Origin of the sequence: Rothia sp. HMSC069C10 (assembly GCF_001812205.1) — a bacterium.
Lineage (GTDB): Bacteria > Actinomycetota > Actinomycetes > Actinomycetales > Micrococcaceae > Rothia > Rothia mucilaginosa.
The window spans coordinates 307,003-327,400 of sequence record NZ_KV808305.1; the positions used below are offsets into that span (position 1 = coordinate 307,003).

Here is a 20,398-nt window from a genome sequence, read left to right on the forward strand (position 1 = left end):
AGGAGGCGCATAACTTCGCGGTGTACGAGGACAGCCAGCCTATTCCGCTGGGTACAGCAGCTCTGAACGGCGTGGGCTGCCGTATCCCGGTTGGGGCGGTGCTCTTCGATCCGACTTCTTGGGATGAACGGCAGAAGGAATACACGCGCTTGAGTGAGCCCGCGCAGTAAAATTTAGCTCTCCGCCGCTGTCGGGGAAGCTCCCGCACACAGACCCCGCTTGCGCTGAGAACCAACCACTCAATATGCGGCCCCCAGAGTAAAGACTGAGTTAGGTTTGACAAAGCTATCACATTCAAGATTGAAGACGCCAAAGAGACGATACGACGTCCTTTACTTCAAAGAGGGCTAGGACAAGGAGTGGAACTTGGGGCCAGGGGAAAGACGCTAGACTCACTTCTGCTGGCTATCGGGCACGATGACAACAGATATATGCCTACATGCTAATCCAATATCCTGTGCCTTATGCATGGATGCGCTTCTCTCCACTATGCTGGAATGGACCATCTGTTCAGAGCAAAGCAGGAGATACTTTATGTCAGAGCAAGACACTTCACTGAAATCACCCGATAGTTCCGAGCCCGTACCTTCCGAAATTCCAAAAAATTCACAGATAACAGGCAAACAAGATAGTCACCGAGCGTTGACTCTTACATTGCTTATTGCAATTCCAGCCATTTCTTGGATTATTTATTTAGTATTTTTCCGCGAATGGAATTCAAGCCAATCGTTTCATTGGTTCCCTTTCTCTATCCTACTAACTATCATATCCGCAACTATATCTATTCTATGGATAAAGAAACCTTTCCACATAAAAATTTCTACTTTCACCTCATGGATTTTTGGTATCGCCATCATTGGAGGAAGTATCGCTTTTCTATTACCTCTAGCGATAACAAATGATTTCGCTAAGGATGGTGAAGGCACCACACTACGCCAGATAATCATTTATGCTACAGGCGGTTTTCTCGGCGTTATAACTCTCAGTGAAACTCGCCGCAAAAATGATATAGAGAAATCTAAATTTGATGAACAAAATAATCAGTTTATAAAACAGCTAGAAGCACAAAGAAAGAATCTTGTAGATCAATTAAATTCCCAGGAAAATAACCTTAAGAAACAACTCAATTCTCAGCTAAAATCTCAAAGAGAGCAACTTGCTGCCCAGAATGAAAAGGATGAGCGTGACCATATTCGTCAGGTGCATGCGGAGCGCCGGGCCCGTTACGCAAAAGCTATTGAGCAGCTTGCACACGATAAATCTGTAATTCGCTTAGGCGGTGTATACACTCTCGTAGGTCTCGTTGATGAATGGCTACTGGATGACACAAGCCTTGTTGACTCTAACAATGGAGAAAAAGAGGGACAAATCATCATCAACAATCTCTGTGCTTATATCCGTTCTCCTTTCCCACTTGCAGAGAAAAGAGAAAATATCGAAACATGCGTTAATCCGGATATATATGAAGGAGAATTAATCTCAGACAAGGTAAGGCTCCGCGAAGAACAAGAGATCCGTCAAAGTATTTTTTCAGAGATGAGCAAACGGCTAAGCACCGCGGAGGAAGCAGGTAAGTACGATTGCTCCATCGACACACACGATATAGAAATAAAAAAGGGGCCGTGGAGCAACTTTAGTTTTTCATTCTCCGGATCACAATTATTCTACTCACTGGCCTCAATGAGTTTTGAAAATGCCGACTTCAAAAATATTACTTGCTATGGCGACACAAACTTTTCAAATAGCCATTTTTACACATATACAGATTTTTCCAAATCTATTTTCTACGGAAATTCAGACTTTACCAGAACACACTTTATTGATGCAGCAGACTTCTCCAACTCTGCATTCCATGGAGATTTAACATTTGAATATTCAAAATTCTCTTCAGATTCATTCGAACATATTGATTTCAGTAATTCAATATTTAAGGGAGAAGCAAATTTTGACTATGTAAAAACCACGGGACTACTACATTTCTCACATGCACAATTTTATGGCCCCGCCTACTTTGTTGAAACAAACGTAACCACATTAACTACACACAACGATTTATGGGAAAATAACCTAGACGAAGACACAGCAACCGATTCAGACTTTAATCATGTTCCTTTCTTTGCCGCAAAATTTAATAAACAGCATGAACACGCATTTGAATTTGAACTAGAAGAAGATTATGTCCATCCATTGCATCCTGAATGGGTAGATGAAAATCGCTGGGAATATGTACCCATTGGATCTCGTTTATTTCAACCAGAAACACAGAAATGATACATTTATGAACTAAAATGCAGTCTAATTCCAACAGGGTTCATTATCTCCACATTCGAAGATAATGAACCCTGCGGTTTTTGAGATAAGTACAGAGTTCTGCGGAACGTCTTTTATGGGTGTTGCAGATTTCTGCAATGCGTCTTTTGTGAAGAGCCCGCCGCTCTTCGCAGCTGAGGATGCTGACTCGGGCGAGATGTACCGGGCTCGGTTCACTGCTCTACCTGCCGGTTCAGATTCGGCCGGTCAGGAGGCGCATAACTTCGCGGTGTACGAGGGTAGCCAGCCTGTTCCGCTGGGCGCAGCGGAGCTTCTTAACAGAACGTTCGTTCTCCCTCTCGGTGCGGTGCTGTACGACCCGGATTCCTGGGACGAAGAGAAGCAGGACTACACCCACATCAGTGAGCCCGCACAATAAAACCTAGCTCTCCCCACCGTCAGGGAAGCCCCACACGCAGACCCCGCCCGCACATCTAGCGTTGGCGGGGTTCTTGCTTTTGACCAGCAACTGCCCAAGCCCAGCAGCTTTACACTATGCTGAGTATGACCCGCCCCTTTCAACGATGACAGGAGAACCACATGCATCTCGCACCCAGCACCGCGTGGGCTTGGCTGATAGCATGCGCAGTCGTCATTCTGCTTTTCCCGCTCGCCGCGCAGTTCGGCAACTTCAAGGGGAAGCTGTCTAGCTTCCACACCTGGGTTTGGGCTATCGCTCTCTTGGGCATTGTCGCGGCGGGTTTTATGCCTTTCACCTTTGATCCTGACATCACCTATTTTGAGGTTCAGCCGTTCATTTTCTTCATCACCGGCACCCTTCTGGGTGTTCTCTTTCTTGGGGAGTTCCACCGCATGAACGCCCAGAAAAAGCTGAAACACCCCCAGCGGGTGCATGCCGAGCGCCGCACCCGTTACAGCAAGGCAGTTGAGCAGCTGGCATATCCGAACCCGGCAGTCCGTGCAAGCGCCCTCAGCACGCTTGCGGGTCTGGTGGATGAGTGGCTCGCTGACGAGCAGCTCAGCGTTGATGCGCGGCAGAAGGAGGGGCAGGTCATCGTCAATGCCCTCTGCGCTTATGTTCGTTCGCCGTTCTCGCGGGCGTTCAAGGCAGAAGCTTTTGAATCCGATACGCCGCCCGCTAACTATGCGGGTGATTTCGCTACGGATCTGGCGGCTTTTCGTGGTGAACAGGATGTTCGCCGCAGCGTCTTCGTTGAGATGAGCAAGCGCAGCAGCACCCTTGCTGAAAATGAGAAGGGCGAGGTGGCTGTTGTCCCCGGCGCGTGGAGCGGCTTTGAGTTCGATTTCAGCCGGGCAGTCGTCTTCTACCCTCTCGACGGTCTGACTCTTGAGAACGCCGATTTCTCTGCGGCGAGGTTCTGCAACGGTTCAGATTTCAGCGGGGCAACTTTTGTAGGTAACGCGAACTTTACCCGGGCGGTCTTTGACCAGGATGCGCCTTTTAGCGACGTAACTTTCATGGGAACGGCTGACTTTAGTAACGCGCGCTTTGCTGGTGATGTATTCTTCCGCTGGGTGTCTTTCAATGCTAATGCGGACTTCCGTGAGGCTTCTTTTGGAGGGCACGCTGACTTCCGCGATGCTGCATTTACGGCGGATGCGGGCTTTAGCGGTGCTTCCTTTGAGGGGAACGCTGGGTTCTTTAGGTCGTCTTTTGGCGGTAATGCAAGCTTCTTCAGGACGGATTTTGCGGGAGTTGCGGAGTTCCGTGAGGCAGTCTTTGAGGGGCATGCCGGGTTTAACGCGGCAACCTTCTACGGGGATGCGCACTTTAGCCGGGCTACGTTTGAGGGGCTCGCTGGGTTCCGTGATGTGACCTTTAAGGCGGGCGCGGAGTTCTATGGTGCGTCCTTTGTGCAGACTGTAGATTTCTGCGATGTGTCTTTCGTGAAGAGCCCGCCGGTCTTCGCTGTTGAGGATGCTGACTCGGGCGAGATGCACCGGGCGCGATTCGCTACGCTGTCTACTGGTTCGGAGGCTACCGGTCAGGAGGCGCATAACTTCGCGGTGTACGAGGGTAGCCAACCTATTCCGCTGGGTGCAGCCGGGCTGAACGGTGTAGGGTACCGTATCCCGGTCGGGGCGGTGCTCTTTGATTCGGCGTCCTGGGATGAACGGCAGAAGGAGTACACGCGCCTGAGTGAGCCTGCGCAGTAATTATCTTGAGGCCCCGCCACATTGAATGTGTGGCGGGGCCTTTGCGTGCGCGGCAGACGCTATCGAGCAGCTGGGTACAAAATAAAAATGGTGCGAAAAACCCCGCTGGGCCTGTAGGCTCTAGCGGGGTTTTTTCGATTCTTAGCTACCCGGATTCGTTTATCGCCTTTCAGCGGCATTAGGTTATGCCTGAGATAAACAAACTTAAATTGGGTAGCAAAAATCCGCGGAATGTGTGCCATCTGCTAAAATCAGCAGTGACAACGCAATTCCGCGTTGTCTCTAACTAAATAGAGAGGAGGTGTACTCCTATGGATAAGGACCGCGTTTGGGTACTTGTTGAACGGGGAAGCTATGTAGCTACCCTATTCGCCAGCCTGATTGAGGTATGTGAGTTTGTCGCCTCGTGCCTCTTCTAGGCTCTTGAGAGTGGGGCTACTCGCGATGTTAGCGGCATCGCTGGTGGCTCCACTTTTATTTTACTGTCATTGCACATAAGGACATTTCCTGTACGTATGACCGTATACCTAATAATTTAGCGCAATTCTTAAGACATAACAACACGACAGCACTAATTCCGCCACTATTGTATCCGTCGCAAGGAACAATATCGCCTATTTTGAGGGTTCTCATACCTGCTTCGTCTGCCGCGGACAGCAAAAGCATCGCCTGTGCATCTCATACTGGCGAAGTTCTCGTTGATGACCGGGCGCACCTCACGGCGAGCAGCTTTACCCTATGCTGGAAGGTGAACGTTCCTATCAGAGAGGACAGGAGAATCTAGTGCCCAGCAATAACGCATCATCCATTCCAGAAAGCCAGGTAATCCCGAAAGCTCAGGAGAAGCCTTGGTATATCCGGCACTTTATTAAGCTCCTCATTAGCTTTGGCCTGGGCGGCGCTGCGGCTGCGCTCATTCTGCCTTGGGTTCTCTGGTTGCACTGCGGCATGAGCTCTGGCAGTTCAGATCAGTTGCGCCTGCATCTGCTGTACGTCACTGGCGGTATTATTGCGGTTCTGACTCTTCTGCAGACTAACTGGAAGAACCAGGGTGACCGTCTCAAAATTGATGCGGATATCAAGAAGAATGAGCAGGACGCCGAGAAGAACGAGCGCGACCATATCCGCCAGGTTCATGCAGAGCGCCGCAGCCGCTATACCAAGGCCGTCGAGCAGCTAGCTGATGAGAAAGCAGCCGTCCGTCTGGGCGGTATCTACACCCTTGTGGGTTTGGTCGATGAGTGGATTGAAGATATGAGCATTAGCCTACAAGGGCGCCGGAAAGAAGGACAGGTTATTATTAATAATCTTTGTGCTTATATTCGTTCACCGTTCCCTCTTATAAGGGAGCAATATACTATTGAGAATAGGGCCCTAAAAGAAAAGAACACGGAAAACCACTCCAATTCTTTCCCCATCAATAAGACAAAAATTCAAGAAGAACAAGAGGTGCGACGAACTATTTTTACTGAAATAAGTAAGAGAGTTAGCGCATTTGATAAATTCGACGGCAATAAAATAGTCCATGGAACCTGGAGCAACTTTGAATTTAACTTTGTTAAATCCGACATTTTTTACTCTTTATCTAACCTTCACTTGGAAAACCCAAATTTTTCACAGGCAACTTTCCTCGAAGAATCAGATTTCATCGGCACTACTTTTTTCGGTAAAGCAAATTTCAGCGATGCCAGTTTTGCTCACCAGGCACATTTCAGTTGGACCCGTTTTATGCACACCGCCGATTTCCGCTGGACAAAGTTCGTTCTTAAAGCAGATTTCCGTAGTGCAACTTTTGCCCAAAGTGCAGATTTTAGCAAGGTGATTTTTGTCCATGAAGCGGACTTTAGCTGGGTAGATTTCCCCAGAATTTTACACTTTGAAGGAGCCTATTTTACCCATAACGCACACTTTGATTGGGCAACATTCAGTAGGAGCTACTTTGGCAAGGCTCAGTTCATGCAGAAAGCATATTTTACTGGCGCAACCTTCGCTCAAAAGGTAGATTTCAGCAAAGCGTCCTTCGCTCAAGAAGTAATCTTCAGTGGGGCAACTTTCACCCAGAACACAGACTTTAGCGAGGCTAATTTTACGCAAAGAGCAGACTTTAACAAGGCCACCTTTGATGCAGGTACAGATTTCATTGGAACAATCTTTATGCGAAATGTGGATTTTTGTGACGCATCTTTCACAAAAATCCCACCTTTCTTCACGATTAAAAACGAAGAATCGAATGAAATGTATAGTACTCGGTTCGCTGCACTGTCCGATGGTCAAGAGGCGCATAATTTCGCGGTGCACGAGGGCAGCCAGCCTATTCCGCTAGGCACAGCAGAGCTAGACAGTGTGCGCTGCAGTATCCCGGTCGGTACGGTGCTATTCAACCCGTCTTCCTGGGATGAACAGCAGAAAGAATACACGCGCCTGAGTGAGCCCGCGCAGTAATATCCAGAGGCCCTGCCGCATTGAATGTGTGGCGGGCCTTTGTTTATGACCAATAGAAGCGCATGTCAGACAGTTTTGCCCTATGCTGAAAGGTGACCATTCCTCTCAGCGGAGACAGGAGAATTAGAGACTATGACAAAAATGGTGGATAGCGCCGAAGACTCTTTGCAGACTCGCCCTCCATGGTGGAAAAGACTTATTATCTGGTGCGCAAGGAAGTATTCAAAGAATTGGTTTTATATAACCCTTATCCTTCTGGCCCTTGTCGGGATTATCTGTGCCTTCTACGTCCCGCAGAACATCTCGGGACTCGAGCATCAAGGTAACTCTGTTGCTTCTGTACGCCAGGCTATCCTCGCAGTATTCGCGGGTGCGCTCACAATGCTCACGTTATGGGAAAACCATCGTAAAAACACTCATGAGAAGAACAAGAACGAACGCGATCATATCCGCCAAGTACATGCAGAACGTCGTGGCCGCTATGCCAAAGGCGTTGAGCAGTTGGCCAACGAGAATGCAGCTATTCGTCTAGGTGGAGTCTATACGCTCGTTGGATTAACGGATGAGTGGCTTGCGGATAAAAATCTCCAGCCCCAGAAACGTCAAAAAGAAGGACAGGTTATTATCAATAACCTTTGTGCATATATCCGTTCAATACCAAATGGATTAACCAGTATAGACCTTGAATCTGGAGCTGCTCCTTCAGACGAAGCGAAGATACGCCAAACAATCTTCAGCGAAATGAGCAATAGAATAAACCCGAAAAATCAAAAGAATCTCTTATGGACGGATTTAAAATTTGACTTTTCAGATTCCCCTATTTTTTACCCACTAGACGACAAAGTGTTTATGAATGCAGATTTTCAAAAATCAAATTTCTACAAACTCGCTTCTTTCTCCCGCAGTAATTTTTACGGAGAGACAAAGTTTACTGGTTCAGATTTCTACATTCGTTCAAAGTTTGACAATTCTAAATTTTATGGACCTGCAGATTTTTCCTCTACCAGACTGGGTAGGCCTCTTAGCACCAATGCAGAACTAAGGGGCATGAAGAATCAGCTTAGAGAAACCATAAGATATGCCTCTATCCCCCGAAATATCATATCTGCAAATTACAGTGCAGACTTCTCGAAGACATTTTTTGAGCAAAAGGCAAATTTTAATGAAGTATATTTCTACATAAAAGCAACCTTTGAATCATCCAACTTTTCTACCGAACCAAATTTCGATTCATCTTATTTTACTTGCAAAGAGGATTCTAATTTTTCAACACACTCAAATAATATCCAACTTGAGGTAGCAGAGTTGATTGATAAATCGGGTAATAGCTGCACCCAAGAAATACCAATCGGATCCCGACTCTTTGACCCAAAGTCTTGGAGTTCCAAGGAAGAAAAATATACCCACGTAAGTGATACCTCAAAGCCGATAGGCAAAGCCAAATAGTACTCACTCTTGAAGGCCCCACCAGCCTTATACTGGCGGGGCCTTTGCTTGTAGCCTTCAGAAGTCTCTGTTAGGTAGCTTGTGCACTATGCTGAAAGGTGACCGTTCCTTTCACCGAAGATAGGAGATTGTCTTGGCGGACAATGAAACCTCAATAAAGAAGCCACCTTTTTATATTCGCTGGTTCTTCCCAATACTCGTCTTGCTCGGGCTTGCTGGAGGCGCAGCTGCCCTTTGGGTCCCTTCCAACACTAGTTGGCTACGCCAGAGTGGACTCTCCGGCGAAGCAGAACAGAAGTCTATCTCTGATTTACGCTTACACTTCCTCTACATCACGGGTGGAATTATTGCGATTCTGACTCTTCTTCAGACTAGCTGGAAGAACCAGGTCGACCGCCGCAAGGTCGAGGATGACATCCAGAAGAACAAGAATGATCACATTCGCCAAGTACACGCCGAACGCCGCAGCCGCTACACCAAAGCTGTAGAACAGCTGGCTAATGAGAAAGCTTCTGTCCGACTGGGCGGTATCTATACCCTCGTAGGCTTGGTTGATGAGTGGCTTGCAGACGATGCCATTAAACCAGAAGAGGCACAAAAAGAAGGCCAGGTAATTATTAATAATCTATGCGCCTATGTACGCGCTCCTTTCCCTTACGTAGAAGACCGGAAGCTTTTTGGGGAGAAAGAACCGGAAACAAAAATTTCAGAAGAGGAGAGGAAAAATTTCTTGACCAAGCGGGATCAGTTCCGTGAAGAGCAAGATGTGCGTAACACCATCGTGAAGGAAATTGTAAATCGGCTTGGCATCAGACACTTTGAAGATGAAGAAGTTATCGTAGAGGAAGGCCTGTGGTCAGATTTTACTTACGATTTCTCTCAGGCATATTTTCCATATAAAGTTAATCTTGATGATAGCATCATAAACTCTCAACTTCTTTTTTCGGGAGCAGTATTCAGCAAAACCGTTTCCTTTAATAACTCCACTTTTAAAAATTATGTTTCTTTCAAGGATGCCATCTTTGAAAAGGATAGTCTACACACCAGCTTCCCCGGTGAGAAATCAGTTTCATTCAATCTAGCCATATTTGAGGGGTTTGTTTCATTCGAGGGTTCCGCTTTTGAAGATTCCGCATCTTACGCTTTGGCAACTTTCAAAGAGACAGCTTTATTTAAAGATGCAGTATTTAAAAGCTCTATATCTTTCATTGGCAGCACTTTTGAAAAAAGCACATCCTTTAGTGATACAACTTTCAAATACCGCACATTATTCAATAGCACCAAATTTAAAGACTCCGCATATTTTCTCGACACAACTTTCGAAGATACCGTAATTTTTGATGATGCTATATTTAAATATCCCCCATCCTTTATCCGCACCATATTTAAAGGAAGTACATATTTTGTTGAAACTATTTTCAAAGAAAGTCTAGATTTCAACAGGGTTATTTTCTATGGGCCTATTAAATTCATAGAAAAAATCTCCAGCCAACAAAAATTACAGTTCATGTCTTTTTCAAGCCAGACTCGTTTTTCTTATCAGAATCCCCCAGATAAATATGAGTTCAAAATGTCAACGGATAACACCCTATTTGAAACCGAGCAGATTACTGTAGCTGACGGCAGGGTATTCACTGTTCCTGCTGGTTGTGAGCTTTTTGACCCCGAGCCTTTGCCCGCACCCAAACCGGAAGAACCCACCGAATAATATCCACCTCTAAAAGGCCCCGCCGGCCCCTCATCGGCGGGGCCTTTTCGCGCCCGGGTCTGGTAGCGACAGCCCGGCGGCGGCAGCCCACCGGCGAGCGCCTCCGCCCATCACCGTGCCGCCCAAAGAACCGCCGCAATCACCCGCCGCGCCCAACCACCCGCTACCCCACCGATACACTAGAACCATGTACCGAATCATGACTGTCTGCACCGGCAACATCTGCCGCTCCCCCGTCGGCGAATACCTCATCCGCCAGCACGCCCAAGAAGCCGGCGTGCCCGTCACCGTCACCTCCAGCGGCATCAGCAACGAAGAAGAAGGCAACCGCATCGACCCGCGCGCCGCCGCGCAGCTCACCGCCCGCGGTATCGACCCGTCCGCGCACCGCGCCAGCGTCTTCACCGTCGAGGACTTCGACCGCAACGACCTCATCCTCGCCATGGACGCACCCCACTACCTGCGCCTCAAAGCCCTCGCCCGCAACGACGAGGACAAAGCCAAGATCCGTATGATGCGCAGCTTTGACCCGAAGGTCACCACCACCCACCTGGACCAGCTCGGCATCTACGACCCCTGGTACGGTAGCGAACGCGACTTCGTGTACACCACCGGCCTCATTGACGCCGCCGCACGCGGCCTCATCAACCACCTCAAACAGGAAGGCGACGCGCAGTGAGCCAGCGTATCCCCCTAAACCAGAACCGCCGCGTCACCGGCACCACCGAAATCCTGGAGCTCTGCAAAGACATGCTGCGCCTGGAGCATGGCATCGGCAACGACTTTGACATGGACACCGCCGAATTCGCCGAATTCCGTGCGCAGTTCCTTGCCGACTTCGCGCAGATCCCGCTGATTATTGGCATTGACGGCCGCAGCGGCACCGGCAAGACCAGCCTCGCCGCGCAGCTTGAGCAGGAGCTCACCGCCGCCGAGCACAGCGTGCACGTGCTGCACCTGGACGACTTCTACCCCGGCTGGGACGGTCTCTTCGACGGCGTGGAGGCGTGGGACGCGCTATCCGTGCAGCTGACCGAAGGTATTGCCGGAACCTACACCCTGTGGGATTGGGAGGCGGGCGCCCCCGGTGAGGTGCGCACCGTCGACCCGGCGGCTACGCAGGTCATTATCTGTGAGGGTGTCGGCGCGATTGCGGGCGCCTGCGAGGTGCGTATTCTCGCCTCCGCCCCGGACGAGGTGCGTTACGAACGCGCCATGGCTCGTGACGGTGACACGTTCCGCCCGCACTGGGAGCGCTGGGCGGAGCAGGAGGAGGCGCTGCTCGCCGAAATCCCGGAGGACTACGCGACCGTGGACTTCATCTACGACAGCGCGGCGCAGTAGCAGCCGCCTACAAGACAGTAGGGCCCAATGCTTTGTGTATCTCGAAGCATTGGGCCCTACGGCTATTTAGAGGCAGTTTTATTCAGGCGCTGTTTTATTCGGGCATGGGAGCCGGGCTAGCGGATTCCATGCGGTCTTTATCCCAGTAGGTTGAGGTATTGCTCGGCGCGTGCGTGGAGGTAATGCCGTCTTTTTCGCTACCCGGGTTGTTGCTAGAAAGCACGGCAAAGATTATGAGCAAGACGCAAGCTATGAGCAGCAGGATGCATAGCAAATATTTGTAATAGTGGTTGCGCATCTGAGGTGCTCCCTCCGGTCGTATCGCGTGGTATGACCAACGTAAGTTATGCCGTTGGGTCTAGCAATGCTTCTCAAGAATATTTCTCAAATATTTCTTCAGCGCTGGGGGGACTGAGCGGCAGGCTAGCCAAACCACTCAAGGGGCGGTGTTATCCGTAAGCGACATCAGGGTGTCCGAAGCGAAGCGAAGACGGGTGCCCCTGTAGGAGCGAGGATAACACCGTCCCTTTGCTGTACCTACGCAGGCAGGCGGTATCGCCCGTAGTGACATCAGGGTGCCCGAGCTCTGCGAGGGCGGGTCCCCTGTAGGAACGAGGGCGAATACCGCATGCCAAGCGGAACCATCCAAGCGAACCAAACACGAAGGAACCATGCACAAAGGAACCAAACGGAGTGCCCCTCCCGGCTCAAAAAGTTAAAAATTTAACTTACGAAGCCACACCCAATTCTGCTAGGGTGTACAAGTTGTGCTTCTAGCCTGCGCAAATTCACCCGGATCAGGCACCGCTGCATCCATGTTTTAGGGCCGCAGGCGCCGTTGCACGCGCATCACACAGAAAGAAAAACTAAGACATATGTCTTCGAAGTCGACTAAGACCTCATTCGGGCTCTCGCCCATTTTTATCGTAGTTCTGGCGCTGCTGACCGCTATCGCACCGCTCGCTACGGACATGTACCTGGCGGCGCTGCCTGCGGTCGCTGAGAACCTGAACACCACCAGCACGAACGCCTCCCTGACGTTGAGCGGGTTCATGGTGGGTATGGCGCTCGGCCAGCTGATTGTGGGTCCCCTATCGGATAAGACGGGCCGCCGCAAGCCGCTGCTGATTGGTGCGGTCATCTGCTTTATTGCGACGGTGGCGTGTGGTTTTGCGCCGAATATTGAGCTGCTGATTTTTGCGCGTTTCATGATGGGCTTCACCGGTTCGATTGGTGCGGTGCTGGCGCGTTCTATCGTGGCTGATACGACTGAGGGTCTGGCGACCGCTAAGCTCATGGGCGTCATGATGATGATTAACGGCTTCGCGCCGGTGCTTGCGCCGCTGTTTGGTGGCTGGGTGCTGTCGTGGGGTAACTGGCGCGATATTTTCCATGTGCTTGGCGTGATTACCGCGATCATGATGCTCGGCGTGATCTTCGTGATTAAGGAGACCCTGCCGGTGGAGGAACGCTACCAGGGCACCGCCCTGAGCGTGTACTCGGAGCTGCCGAAGGTCTTCAAGATTCGCCGCTACCTGGGTTTCATGCTGACGATGTGCTTCGCGTTTGGTGCGCTGTTCTCGTATATTTCCGGTTCGACGTTTGTGTTGCAGAAGATTCTGGGCATGTCCGAGACTGAGTTCACGATCGTGTTCGGTGTGAACTCGATTGGTATTGTGCTGTTCAGCGCGATTGCGACGAAGCTGGTGGGTCGTGTGGCGCAGCGTCGCATCGTGAATGTCGGCGTGGTGAGCCTGCTGGTGGTGTCTTCGCTGCTGTTGGTTAGCTTCCTTGTCGGTATTTCGCTGGTGCCGACGTTGGTTCTGCTGTTCCTGCTGACCAGCTCGTGCGGCCTGATTTTTGGTAATGCTTCGGCGTTGGCGTTGAACGAGGCGCGCCACATGGCGGGTAGTGCTTCGGCGGTGATGGGTACGGTTCAGGCGATGCTGGGTGCGTTGGCGGCGCCGCTGGTGTCGTTTGCCGGTGAGCATGAGTACCTGCCGATGGGCTTCTCCATTTTTGGTTTCGCGGTCCTGACGGCGCTGGTGCTGTGGACTACGCCGCGTAAGGATTCGGACTACTCGGCTGACGGCGAGAGCCACGCAGCCCCGGCGGCGGATCACTAGCCTGTTGTTGATTTTTGTATAGCTAAAGCCCCGGATGGGCGACCCATGTGGGTTGCACATCCGGGGCTTTGCTGTTGCCTTTAGCGTTGCTCGGGAGGCGGTATTCGCCCTCGTTCCTACAGGGGACCCGCCCTCGCAGAGCTCGGGCACCCTGATGTCACTACGGGCGATACCGTCTTCCCGCGCCGGTTAGCGACCCGAACGTACAATAAAACTATGTCTAGTACCGTAATTCTTCTGAACGAGCAGAACCCGCAGGGCATCTTCGTCGACCCGTCCGTGCCCCTCATCAGCGTTGATGATCAGGGCTTCACCCGCGGCGACGGCGTCTTCGAAACCATGCTGTCCGTCAACCGTCGCGTGCGTAAGCTCGGCATGCACCTGTCCCGCCTCGAGTCGTCGGCGCGCATGCTGGATTTGCCCGACCCGGAGCCCGAGATTCTGCGTTCGGCGGTGGAGCGCCTCATGCGTGAGGCTGCCGCCGGTGCCGAGACTGCCCTGGGTGAAGAGCACATCGTGAAGATTATTATTTCGCGCGGCCCCACCCAGGCGGTGACCTCCATGCAGCCGGGCCCGTACACGCTGATTATGGCGTCGCCGGTGCCCGCCTCCATCGTGAAGCGCCGCACCGAGGGTGTGAAGGCGATGCTGCTGCCGCGCGGCCACGAGCCGATGGACAACAGCGCCTACCCGTGGCTGCTGGCGGGCGCGAAGACCCTCTCTTACGCGGTGAACATGGCGGTTCTGCGGTACGTGCAGGAGCGCGGCGCGGACGACGCTATCTTCATCACCGACGAGCGTCGCGTGCTGGAGGGCGCCACCTCCTCGGTGCTGGTTGCCAAGATTGAGGACGGCAAGAAGGTACTGTACACGCCTGAGCCGAGCCACGGCATCCTCCCCGGCACCACGCAGGGTGCGGTGTTCGAGGCGGCACGCCAGGCAGGCTGGGAACTGGGCTTCGGGCCGCTCTACCCGCAGGATTTGTTCGAGTCGGACGGCGTGTGGCTGGCTTCGTCGGTGCGTCTGATTGCGCCGGTGACTCACCTGAACGGCACGGCGCTGGCACACGACCCGGAGCTGACCGCCACGCTGTTGAACTACCTGGCGCAGCAGAGCTAATCGCATACGAAAAGGGGACGGTGCCATCCGAGCGAGGATGGTGCCGTCCCTTTGTGCTGTCTGCAGACCAAGTGCGGAGGTGTCGTACCTTCCTGAAGCGACATCAGGGTGCCCGAGCTCTGCGAGGGCGGGTTCCCTGTAGGAGCGAAGGAAGAGTGCGGGCGCCTCCGTAGCCCAGCGTGGGAAGACGGTATCGCCCGTAGTGACATCAGGGTGTCCGAAGCGAAGCGAGGACGGGTGCCCCTGTAGGAACGAGGGCGGATACCGCTTCCCAAGCGGGGTCACGAAAACGAAACCGCAACCTACTGTAAGAACGAACTAGCCCCAGAGGAACTGAATCGTACCCGCAGCAATAGATGCACCGTACGCAACAGCAATGATGACGGCGGCGGCAATGCTCACGTGCACGTCACGGCGCGAATACGAGGGTACGCGCGCCCAGGTGCGTTCGCCCGCGCCAAAGCCGCGCGCCTCCATGGTGATGGCCAGGCGGGAGCCGCGGCGGATGGCCTGCACGAGCAGGGCGAAGCTTTGTCCGCCGAAGGTTTGGGCTCGTCCGGCGAGGGATTGGCCCGCGCCGAGTCCGCGGGCGCGTCGTGCCTGGCCGAGGGCGTTCCATTCGGCGAAGAGGATGCCGACGAGGCGCAGGGCGGCGACGGTGGCGAGCACGAACCGGGAGGGTAGTTTGAAGGTTTGTGCGAGGGAGTCACCGAGGTCGGTCGGGTCGGTGGTGAGTACGAATGCGAGGGTGGGTAGGACCATGGCGAGGGAGCGGATCATCATGGCTGCGCCGACGGCGGCGGAGTCGGTGGTGATGCTGTTGAAGCCGAGGTCGAGGATCGTGGTGCCGCTTTTGGCGCTGAGCATGGCGACGGACCAGCCGGTGGTGATGACGGCGATGAGGATGGGCCAGAAGCGGGCGAGGACGTTGACGGGTCGGAATCCGACGAGGATGAATCCGAGCAGTTCGAGGGCGAAGAGGATTCCGGAGGTGAGGGGGTCGCGCACGATGAGTGCGGCGATGATGAGGGCGAAGGAGACGATGAGTTTTACGCCGGCGTTGAGGTTGCTGAAGTAGCTGGTTCGGTCGATGGTGCCGAAGAAGTCGGTGTTCATGCGTTCTCCTTTCCGGGGGTTGCGGTGGCTTCGAGGGTGATGTGGTTGCCGCCGAGTGCGGCGGTGTAGTCTTCGTCGTGGGTGATGGAGATGACGGCGGTGCCGCCTGCGAGTAGTTCGCGGATGAGGTCGACGAGTTCTGCCCAGGTTCGTGCGTCTTGGCCGAAGGTGGGTTCGTCGAGGATGAGGATTTTGGGTGCGGTGGCGAGTGCGGAGGCAACGGAGAGCCTGCGTTTTTCGCCGCCAGAGAGGGTGAAGGGATTGGCGTCGAGTAGGTGGGTGAGGCGTAGGCGGGTTGCGAGTTCGTTGGTGCGGGCGGTGAGGTCGTCTTCGTCGAGGGGGTTGCGGGTGAGTGCGGCGAGTCGGCGGGGGCCGAGTTCGAGTTCTTCGCGTACGGTTCCGCGGATGAATTGGTATTCGGGTTCTTGGAAGACGTAGCCGATACGGCTGAGCATTTGGGCGGGGGTCCAGGTGGGCACGTCCCAGTGGGCGCGCTCGCCGCCGTGGTTACCGTCGTAATTACGGAGCGCGTCGGTGGCGGTGAGGGTGCCGTCGGGTGCGGTGAGGAGCCCTGCGAGGGTGAGGGCTAGGGTTGATTTGCCGGCGCCGTTGGGTCCGAGCACGCTGAGGTGTTCGCCGGCGTGCAGGGTGAGGTTGATGCCGCTGCGCAGGACGGGCAGGTCGGTGGGTGCGGGTGCGGGGGTGTCGCCGAGGCGTTTGATGGTGCGTCGGCGTGCGCGTCGTTGTTTGGGGGTGGGTTGTGCGCGGGTGATGCTGAGGTTTTCGGCGCGCAGTAGCGCCTCGCCGCCCTCGTTTTCACCGCCCGCAATATTACCGGTCTGCGGTGCACGCGGCACGTAGTTGGGTACCCACACGCCCGCGTCGATGAGGTCTTGGCGGGCTTCGGTGAGTACGGTGTCGGGTACGCCGTCGTGGGTGATGGTGCCGCCTTCGCCGAGCACGATAATGCGGTCCATGTGCGGCGCCCAGATGCTCACGCGGTGTTCTACGACGAGCAGGGTCGCTCCGGTGGCTTGCGCGGCGGCAAGGATGCTGTCGCGTACTTCCTGCACGCCGGAGGGGTCGAGGTTGGCGGTGGGTTCGTCAAGGATCATGGCGCCGGGGTGCATCGAGAGGATGCCCGCCAGGCCGAGGCGCTGCTTCTGTCCGCCGGACAGTGCGCTGCTGGGGTGGTCGAGGGGCAGGTGGTTGAGTCCTACTGCGGTGAGGGCTTCGGTGACGCGGCCCCAGATTTCTTCGCGGGGTACGCGCAGGTTTTCGGGGCCGAAGGCTACGTCGTTGCCGACGGTTGCCATGACGATGGAGGATTCGGGGTCCTGCTGCATCATGCCTGCGGTGCCGCGCGCTTCGGCGGGGGCTTGCCCGTTGATGGTGATGGTGCCGCCGGCGGATTCGCCGTCGTCATCGTGGAGCACACCGGCGATGGCGTGCAGGAGCGTCGATTTGCCGGCGCCGGAGGTGCCCAGTAGCAGGACTTTTTCACCGGGGTTGATGGTGAGGTTGAGTCCGCTGATGACGGGTTCTGGGCGGCCGGGGTGGTGCCAGCTGAAGTTGTTGAGCTCGATGCGCGCCCCGCGCGGTGTTGCTTCCATGATGGTTCCTTAGCCTTTTGTGTGGCTGCTGTAGTGTGCCGAGTGGTGACTCGTGGTGAGTGACTAGTTGGTGGCTAGTTGCTGGCGGTTAGCGGCGGGTCTTGCCGGATGCCAGCGAGGAGAGCACACCGGTCTTGGCGAGGTTCTGCACGAGGATCCATGCGAGGAAGCCTGCGATGATTGCACCGGAGATGACGGAGCATGCTACGTAGATGATTGCCTTGACCGGTTCCATGTCGGGGTAGTAGATGAAGATTTCGTTAACACCCATGAACAGGCCGCTGAGCGCACCGGCGAAGACTGCTACGAATGCGTCCCAGCGACGGTAGCGGAAGATTGCGAAGGCGATTTCAGCGCCGAGGCCTTGGAAGAGGCCCGCGATCAGGATTTCGCCGCTCCACGCGCCGCCGGTGAAAAGTACGGAGATGAATGCTGCGACGATTTCGCCGAAGAGTGCGGCACCGGGCTTGCGGATGAGCAGGCCGCCGAGGGTACCGCCGAGCAGCCATGCGCCGGCGACGATGGGGCGGAATTCGGGTGCTGCTACGAGTGCAGTTTTGGCGGCGGGGCCGACTGCGATGTCCCAGATCCAGAAGATGACGGCGCAGGCTACTGCGATAACTGCGGCGATGACGATTTCGTTGACTCGCCAGCGCAGGTTCGGCTTCTTCGCTTCTGCCTGGGTAGATGCATGGTTTGATGCCTGGGAGGCGGGGGTTGCGTTCTGTGACATTGGTGATCCTTCCGTCGTTGGAAGGGGAATGTCCTCGCCCTCTGATTGGACGAGGGCATTGAGAAGAAATTCGACTCCCTACGCCGGTACTAACCGGATCAGGTTCGAGGGTCTGCTTAGCACTCTCAGCGCCTCGGTGGCGCTCCCCTGTCGTGTGGAGTTCCTTGTCCGTACCGTTGTGGCGCGGGTGGAAGCCCAGGTTCGATTGTAGGCGTGTCTGGCTGTTCGCGCCAATTTGCCGCTTTTTGTTCCCTTCTTCTGCCCGCATTCCAGAATTGCACGGTGTACAATTTTGGGACGGAGAGGCTCCAAGGCGGCACGAACGCCTTAAACCCTATACGCTAGGGAGTGGCGCTCTTTTCTCACCCAACCCCGAAGGGGTTCACGGGCAGGACGCCGCATCGTATACAGCTAAGGAGATACACATGAACCCCGTCGCTAAGCTTGCTATTGCGGGTATCAACATGGGCGCTGCTGCCCTGGTTGGTAAGGGCCTGGGCGCAGCCTGGACCAAGGCTACCGGCAACCAGCCTCCCGCCATTTCCCACGACTCTGAAGATACCCTGCGTCAGGTCATCCTCTGGACCGTTCTGACCTCCGTCGCGGGTGCTGTGGTGAGCTTCGGTATTGCTCGCCTGCAGCGTCGTTTCTTCAACTAAGACTTTGCGCCTTCCGCGCGAAAGTTCATGAACTAGGCGGTACGTATCTCCACTCGGTACGTACCGCCTGGTGTTCCCTCTTCAGCACGCCCGCTCTACTTCAGCAGGTTTCATGCCGCCGCTACCCTGAAGCGCCACCTCGGCATCCGAAAGCACAACTATGACTATTTCTTCTCCCCGCCGTAAGACGAAGGCTCCGCGTAGGGTCGTTGACCACGCGAACAGCCGCCGCTCGGTCGCATCCTGGGTCATGTGGGATGTTGGTTCGTCGAGCTTCGACTCGATTATGACGACCTTCATCTTCACCGTCTATCTGACCAGCAGCTACTTCGGCTCCCCCGAAGAGACTTCTTCGGCGCTGTCGCTGGGTCTGACCATTGCCGGTTTCCTCATTGCGATCCTGGCGCCGGTGACCGGTCAGCGTAACGACAAGTCCGGCAGGGGCATCTTCTGGCTTGGCGTGAATACCATGCTGCTGGTCGGTTCGATGGCGGCGTGCTTCTTCGTGGGCCCCACCCCGCAGTACCTGTGGCTGGGTGTCACGCTGATTTCTGCGGCGAGCGTGTTCAGCGAGTTCGCGTACGTGAACTATAACGCGGTGTTGCCGCGCATCTCCCACCCGGAGAACATCGGTAAGATTTCGGGCGCCGGATGGGCTGCCGGCTACATTGGCGGCATCCTGGCGCTGGCTGTGGTGCTGTGGGGTTTTGTGCTGACCCCCGAGGTGCTCGGTCTGACCACCGATAACGCCCTGAATATCCGTGCGGTTGCGCTGTTCGCCGCCGCATGGTGCCTCATCTTCTGTGTGCCCCTGCTGGTGCGTATGCGTACCCGCGAGCGCTTCCTGCCGGAGGTGCTGCCCACCCGCGAACTGCGTTTCCTGGAGCTCGGTATGGAGCGTCTCTCCCCGGCTCGTCAGGGCGGTCTGCTCGCCTCCTACAAGGCACTGTGGCGCACCATTAAGCGGCTGAAGATGACGTCCCCTCAGACCCTGTGGTTCCTGATTGCTTCGGCGGTGTTCCGTGATGGTCTGTCCGGTATTTTTACGTTCGGCGGTATTCTTGCGGCGGGCACGTTCGGTTTCAGCACCTCCGAGGTGATCCTGTTCGGTATTGCCGGTAGCGCTGTCGCGGCGGCTGGCGCGATCCTGGGCGGCTACCTGGATGACTACCTGGGCCCGAAGGCGATTATTGTTATCTCGCTGGTCGGCATTATCTTGGCGGCTACCCCGTTGCTGTTCTTCCCCGAACCGGGCGTGTTCTGGGTATGCGCCCTGCTGCTGTGCCTGTTCGTGGGTCCGGCGCAGTCGGCGTCCCGCACCTTCCTGGCGCGTCTGGCGGACCCCGGTACTGAGGGTGAGCTGTTCGGCCTGTACTCGACCACCGGTCGTGCCACTAGCTTCCTGGCACCGATGCTGTTCGGTCTGTGCGTGAGCATCATGGGCGCGCAGATTTGGGGTGTGCTCGGTATTCTGATCGTTGTGGTGGCGGGTCTGCTCCTGCTGCTGCCGGTGAAGGCGCCCGGTCCGCTGCGTATGCGTGCGGCTCGCCGCGAGCAGAAGCGTGAACAGAAGCGCCGCGACAAGGCAGCCCAGTAAGGCGTCGTGGGGCTAAGCGTCCTGCACCCCCCCCCCCCCCCCCCCC

15 protein-coding genes and 1 riboswitch are annotated in these 20,398 nt (G+C 54.7%); of the genes, 12 read left to right on the forward strand and 3 right to left on the reverse strand.

Annotation, left to right across the window (positions count from 1 at the left end; all coding sequences use genetic code 11):
- Positions 1–534 precede the first annotated feature (534 nt).
- The 10 genes from HMPREF2842_RS09135 (at position 535) to HMPREF2842_RS08555 (ending at position 14,634) form a co-directional block, all read left to right on the forward strand.
- Entirely contained in the window at positions 535–2,271 is a 1,737-nt protein-coding gene (locus HMPREF2842_RS09135) for a pentapeptide repeat-containing protein (protein WP_168165240.1), read from the forward strand.
- A gap of 115 nt (positions 2,272–2,386) precedes the next feature.
- On the forward strand, positions 2,387–2,689 hold the full coding sequence (locus HMPREF2842_RS08510; protein WP_070644244.1) for a hypothetical protein: 303 nt from the start codon (positions 2,387–2,389) through the stop codon (positions 2,687–2,689).
- 161 nt (positions 2,690–2,850) lie between these two features.
- Positions 2,851–4,449, forward strand: a complete 1,599-nt coding sequence (locus HMPREF2842_RS08515; RefSeq protein ID WP_070634198.1) for a pentapeptide repeat-containing protein — start codon at positions 2,851–2,853, stop codon at positions 4,447–4,449.
- 783 nt (positions 4,450–5,232) lie between these two features.
- Positions 5,233–6,891 (forward strand): pentapeptide repeat-containing protein, encoded by a 1,659-nt coding sequence (locus HMPREF2842_RS08520; RefSeq protein ID WP_246823243.1) that lies wholly within the window; start codon positions 5,233–5,235, stop codon positions 6,889–6,891.
- A gap of 132 nt (positions 6,892–7,023) precedes the next feature.
- Positions 7,024–8,337 (forward strand): pentapeptide repeat-containing protein, encoded by a 1,314-nt coding sequence (locus HMPREF2842_RS08525; RefSeq protein ID WP_070634200.1) that lies wholly within the window; start codon positions 7,024–7,026, stop codon positions 8,335–8,337.
- 133 nt (positions 8,338–8,470) lie between these two features.
- Entirely contained in the window at positions 8,471–10,045 is a 1,575-nt protein-coding gene (locus HMPREF2842_RS08530) for a pentapeptide repeat-containing protein (protein WP_070634201.1), read from the forward strand.
- 199 nt (positions 10,046–10,244) lie between these two features.
- On the forward strand, positions 10,245–10,724 hold the full coding sequence (locus tag HMPREF2842_RS08535; protein WP_246823244.1) for a low molecular weight protein-tyrosine-phosphatase: 480 nt from the start codon (positions 10,245–10,247) through the stop codon (positions 10,722–10,724).
- On the forward strand, positions 10,721–11,389 hold the full coding sequence (locus HMPREF2842_RS08540; RefSeq protein WP_070644252.1) for a nucleoside/nucleotide kinase family protein: 669 nt from the start codon (positions 10,721–10,723) through the stop codon (positions 11,387–11,389). Before HMPREF2842_RS08535 ends, HMPREF2842_RS08540 begins: the two co-directional genes overlap by 4 nt.
- Positions 11,390–12,264: 875 nt before the next feature.
- Entirely contained in the window at positions 12,265–13,515 is a 1,251-nt protein-coding gene (locus HMPREF2842_RS08550) for a multidrug effflux MFS transporter (RefSeq protein ID WP_070644260.1), read from the forward strand.
- Positions 13,516–13,731: 216 nt separating this feature from the next.
- Positions 13,732–14,634, forward strand: a complete 903-nt coding sequence (locus HMPREF2842_RS08555; RefSeq protein ID WP_049358402.1) for an aminotransferase class IV — start codon at positions 13,732–13,734, stop codon at positions 14,632–14,634.
- Between the two features lie 318 nt (positions 14,635–14,952).
- Here HMPREF2842_RS08555 and HMPREF2842_RS08560 read toward each other — a convergent pair whose 3' ends face one another.
- The 3 genes from HMPREF2842_RS08560 to HMPREF2842_RS08570 form a co-directional block, all read right to left on the reverse strand.
- Positions 14,953–15,750, reverse strand: coding sequence for an energy-coupling factor transporter transmembrane component T family protein (locus tag HMPREF2842_RS08560; RefSeq protein ID WP_070634204.1), 798 nt, complete (start codon positions 15,748–15,750; stop codon positions 14,953–14,955).
- Positions 15,747–17,363 carry an ABC transporter ATP-binding protein gene (locus tag HMPREF2842_RS08565; RefSeq protein WP_070644264.1) on the reverse strand — a complete coding sequence of 539 codons (1,617 nt, stop codon included), beginning with the start codon at positions 17,361–17,363 and terminating at the stop codon, positions 15,747–15,749. The genes HMPREF2842_RS08560 and HMPREF2842_RS08565 overlap by 4 nt, the downstream gene beginning before the upstream one ends.
- Before the next feature lie 88 nt (positions 17,364–17,451).
- Positions 17,452–18,096: an ECF transporter S component gene (locus tag HMPREF2842_RS08570; RefSeq protein WP_070644267.1), complete on the reverse strand. Its 645-nt coding sequence runs from the start codon at positions 18,094–18,096 to the stop codon at positions 17,452–17,454.
- Positions 18,097–18,154: 58 nt separating this feature from the next.
- Positions 18,155–18,255, reverse strand: a riboswitch (TPP riboswitch).
- Positions 18,256–18,521: 266 nt separating this feature from the next.
- Here HMPREF2842_RS08570 and HMPREF2842_RS08575 point away from each other — a divergent pair.
- On the forward strand, positions 18,522–18,755 hold the full coding sequence (locus tag HMPREF2842_RS08575) for a DUF4235 domain-containing protein (protein ID WP_070644271.1): 234 nt from the start codon (positions 18,522–18,524) through the stop codon (positions 18,753–18,755).
- A gap of 160 nt (positions 18,756–18,915) precedes the next feature.
- Entirely contained in the window at positions 18,916–20,352 is a 1,437-nt protein-coding gene (locus HMPREF2842_RS08580; protein ID WP_070644275.1) for an MFS transporter, read from the forward strand.
- Positions 20,353–20,398 lie beyond the last annotated feature (46 nt).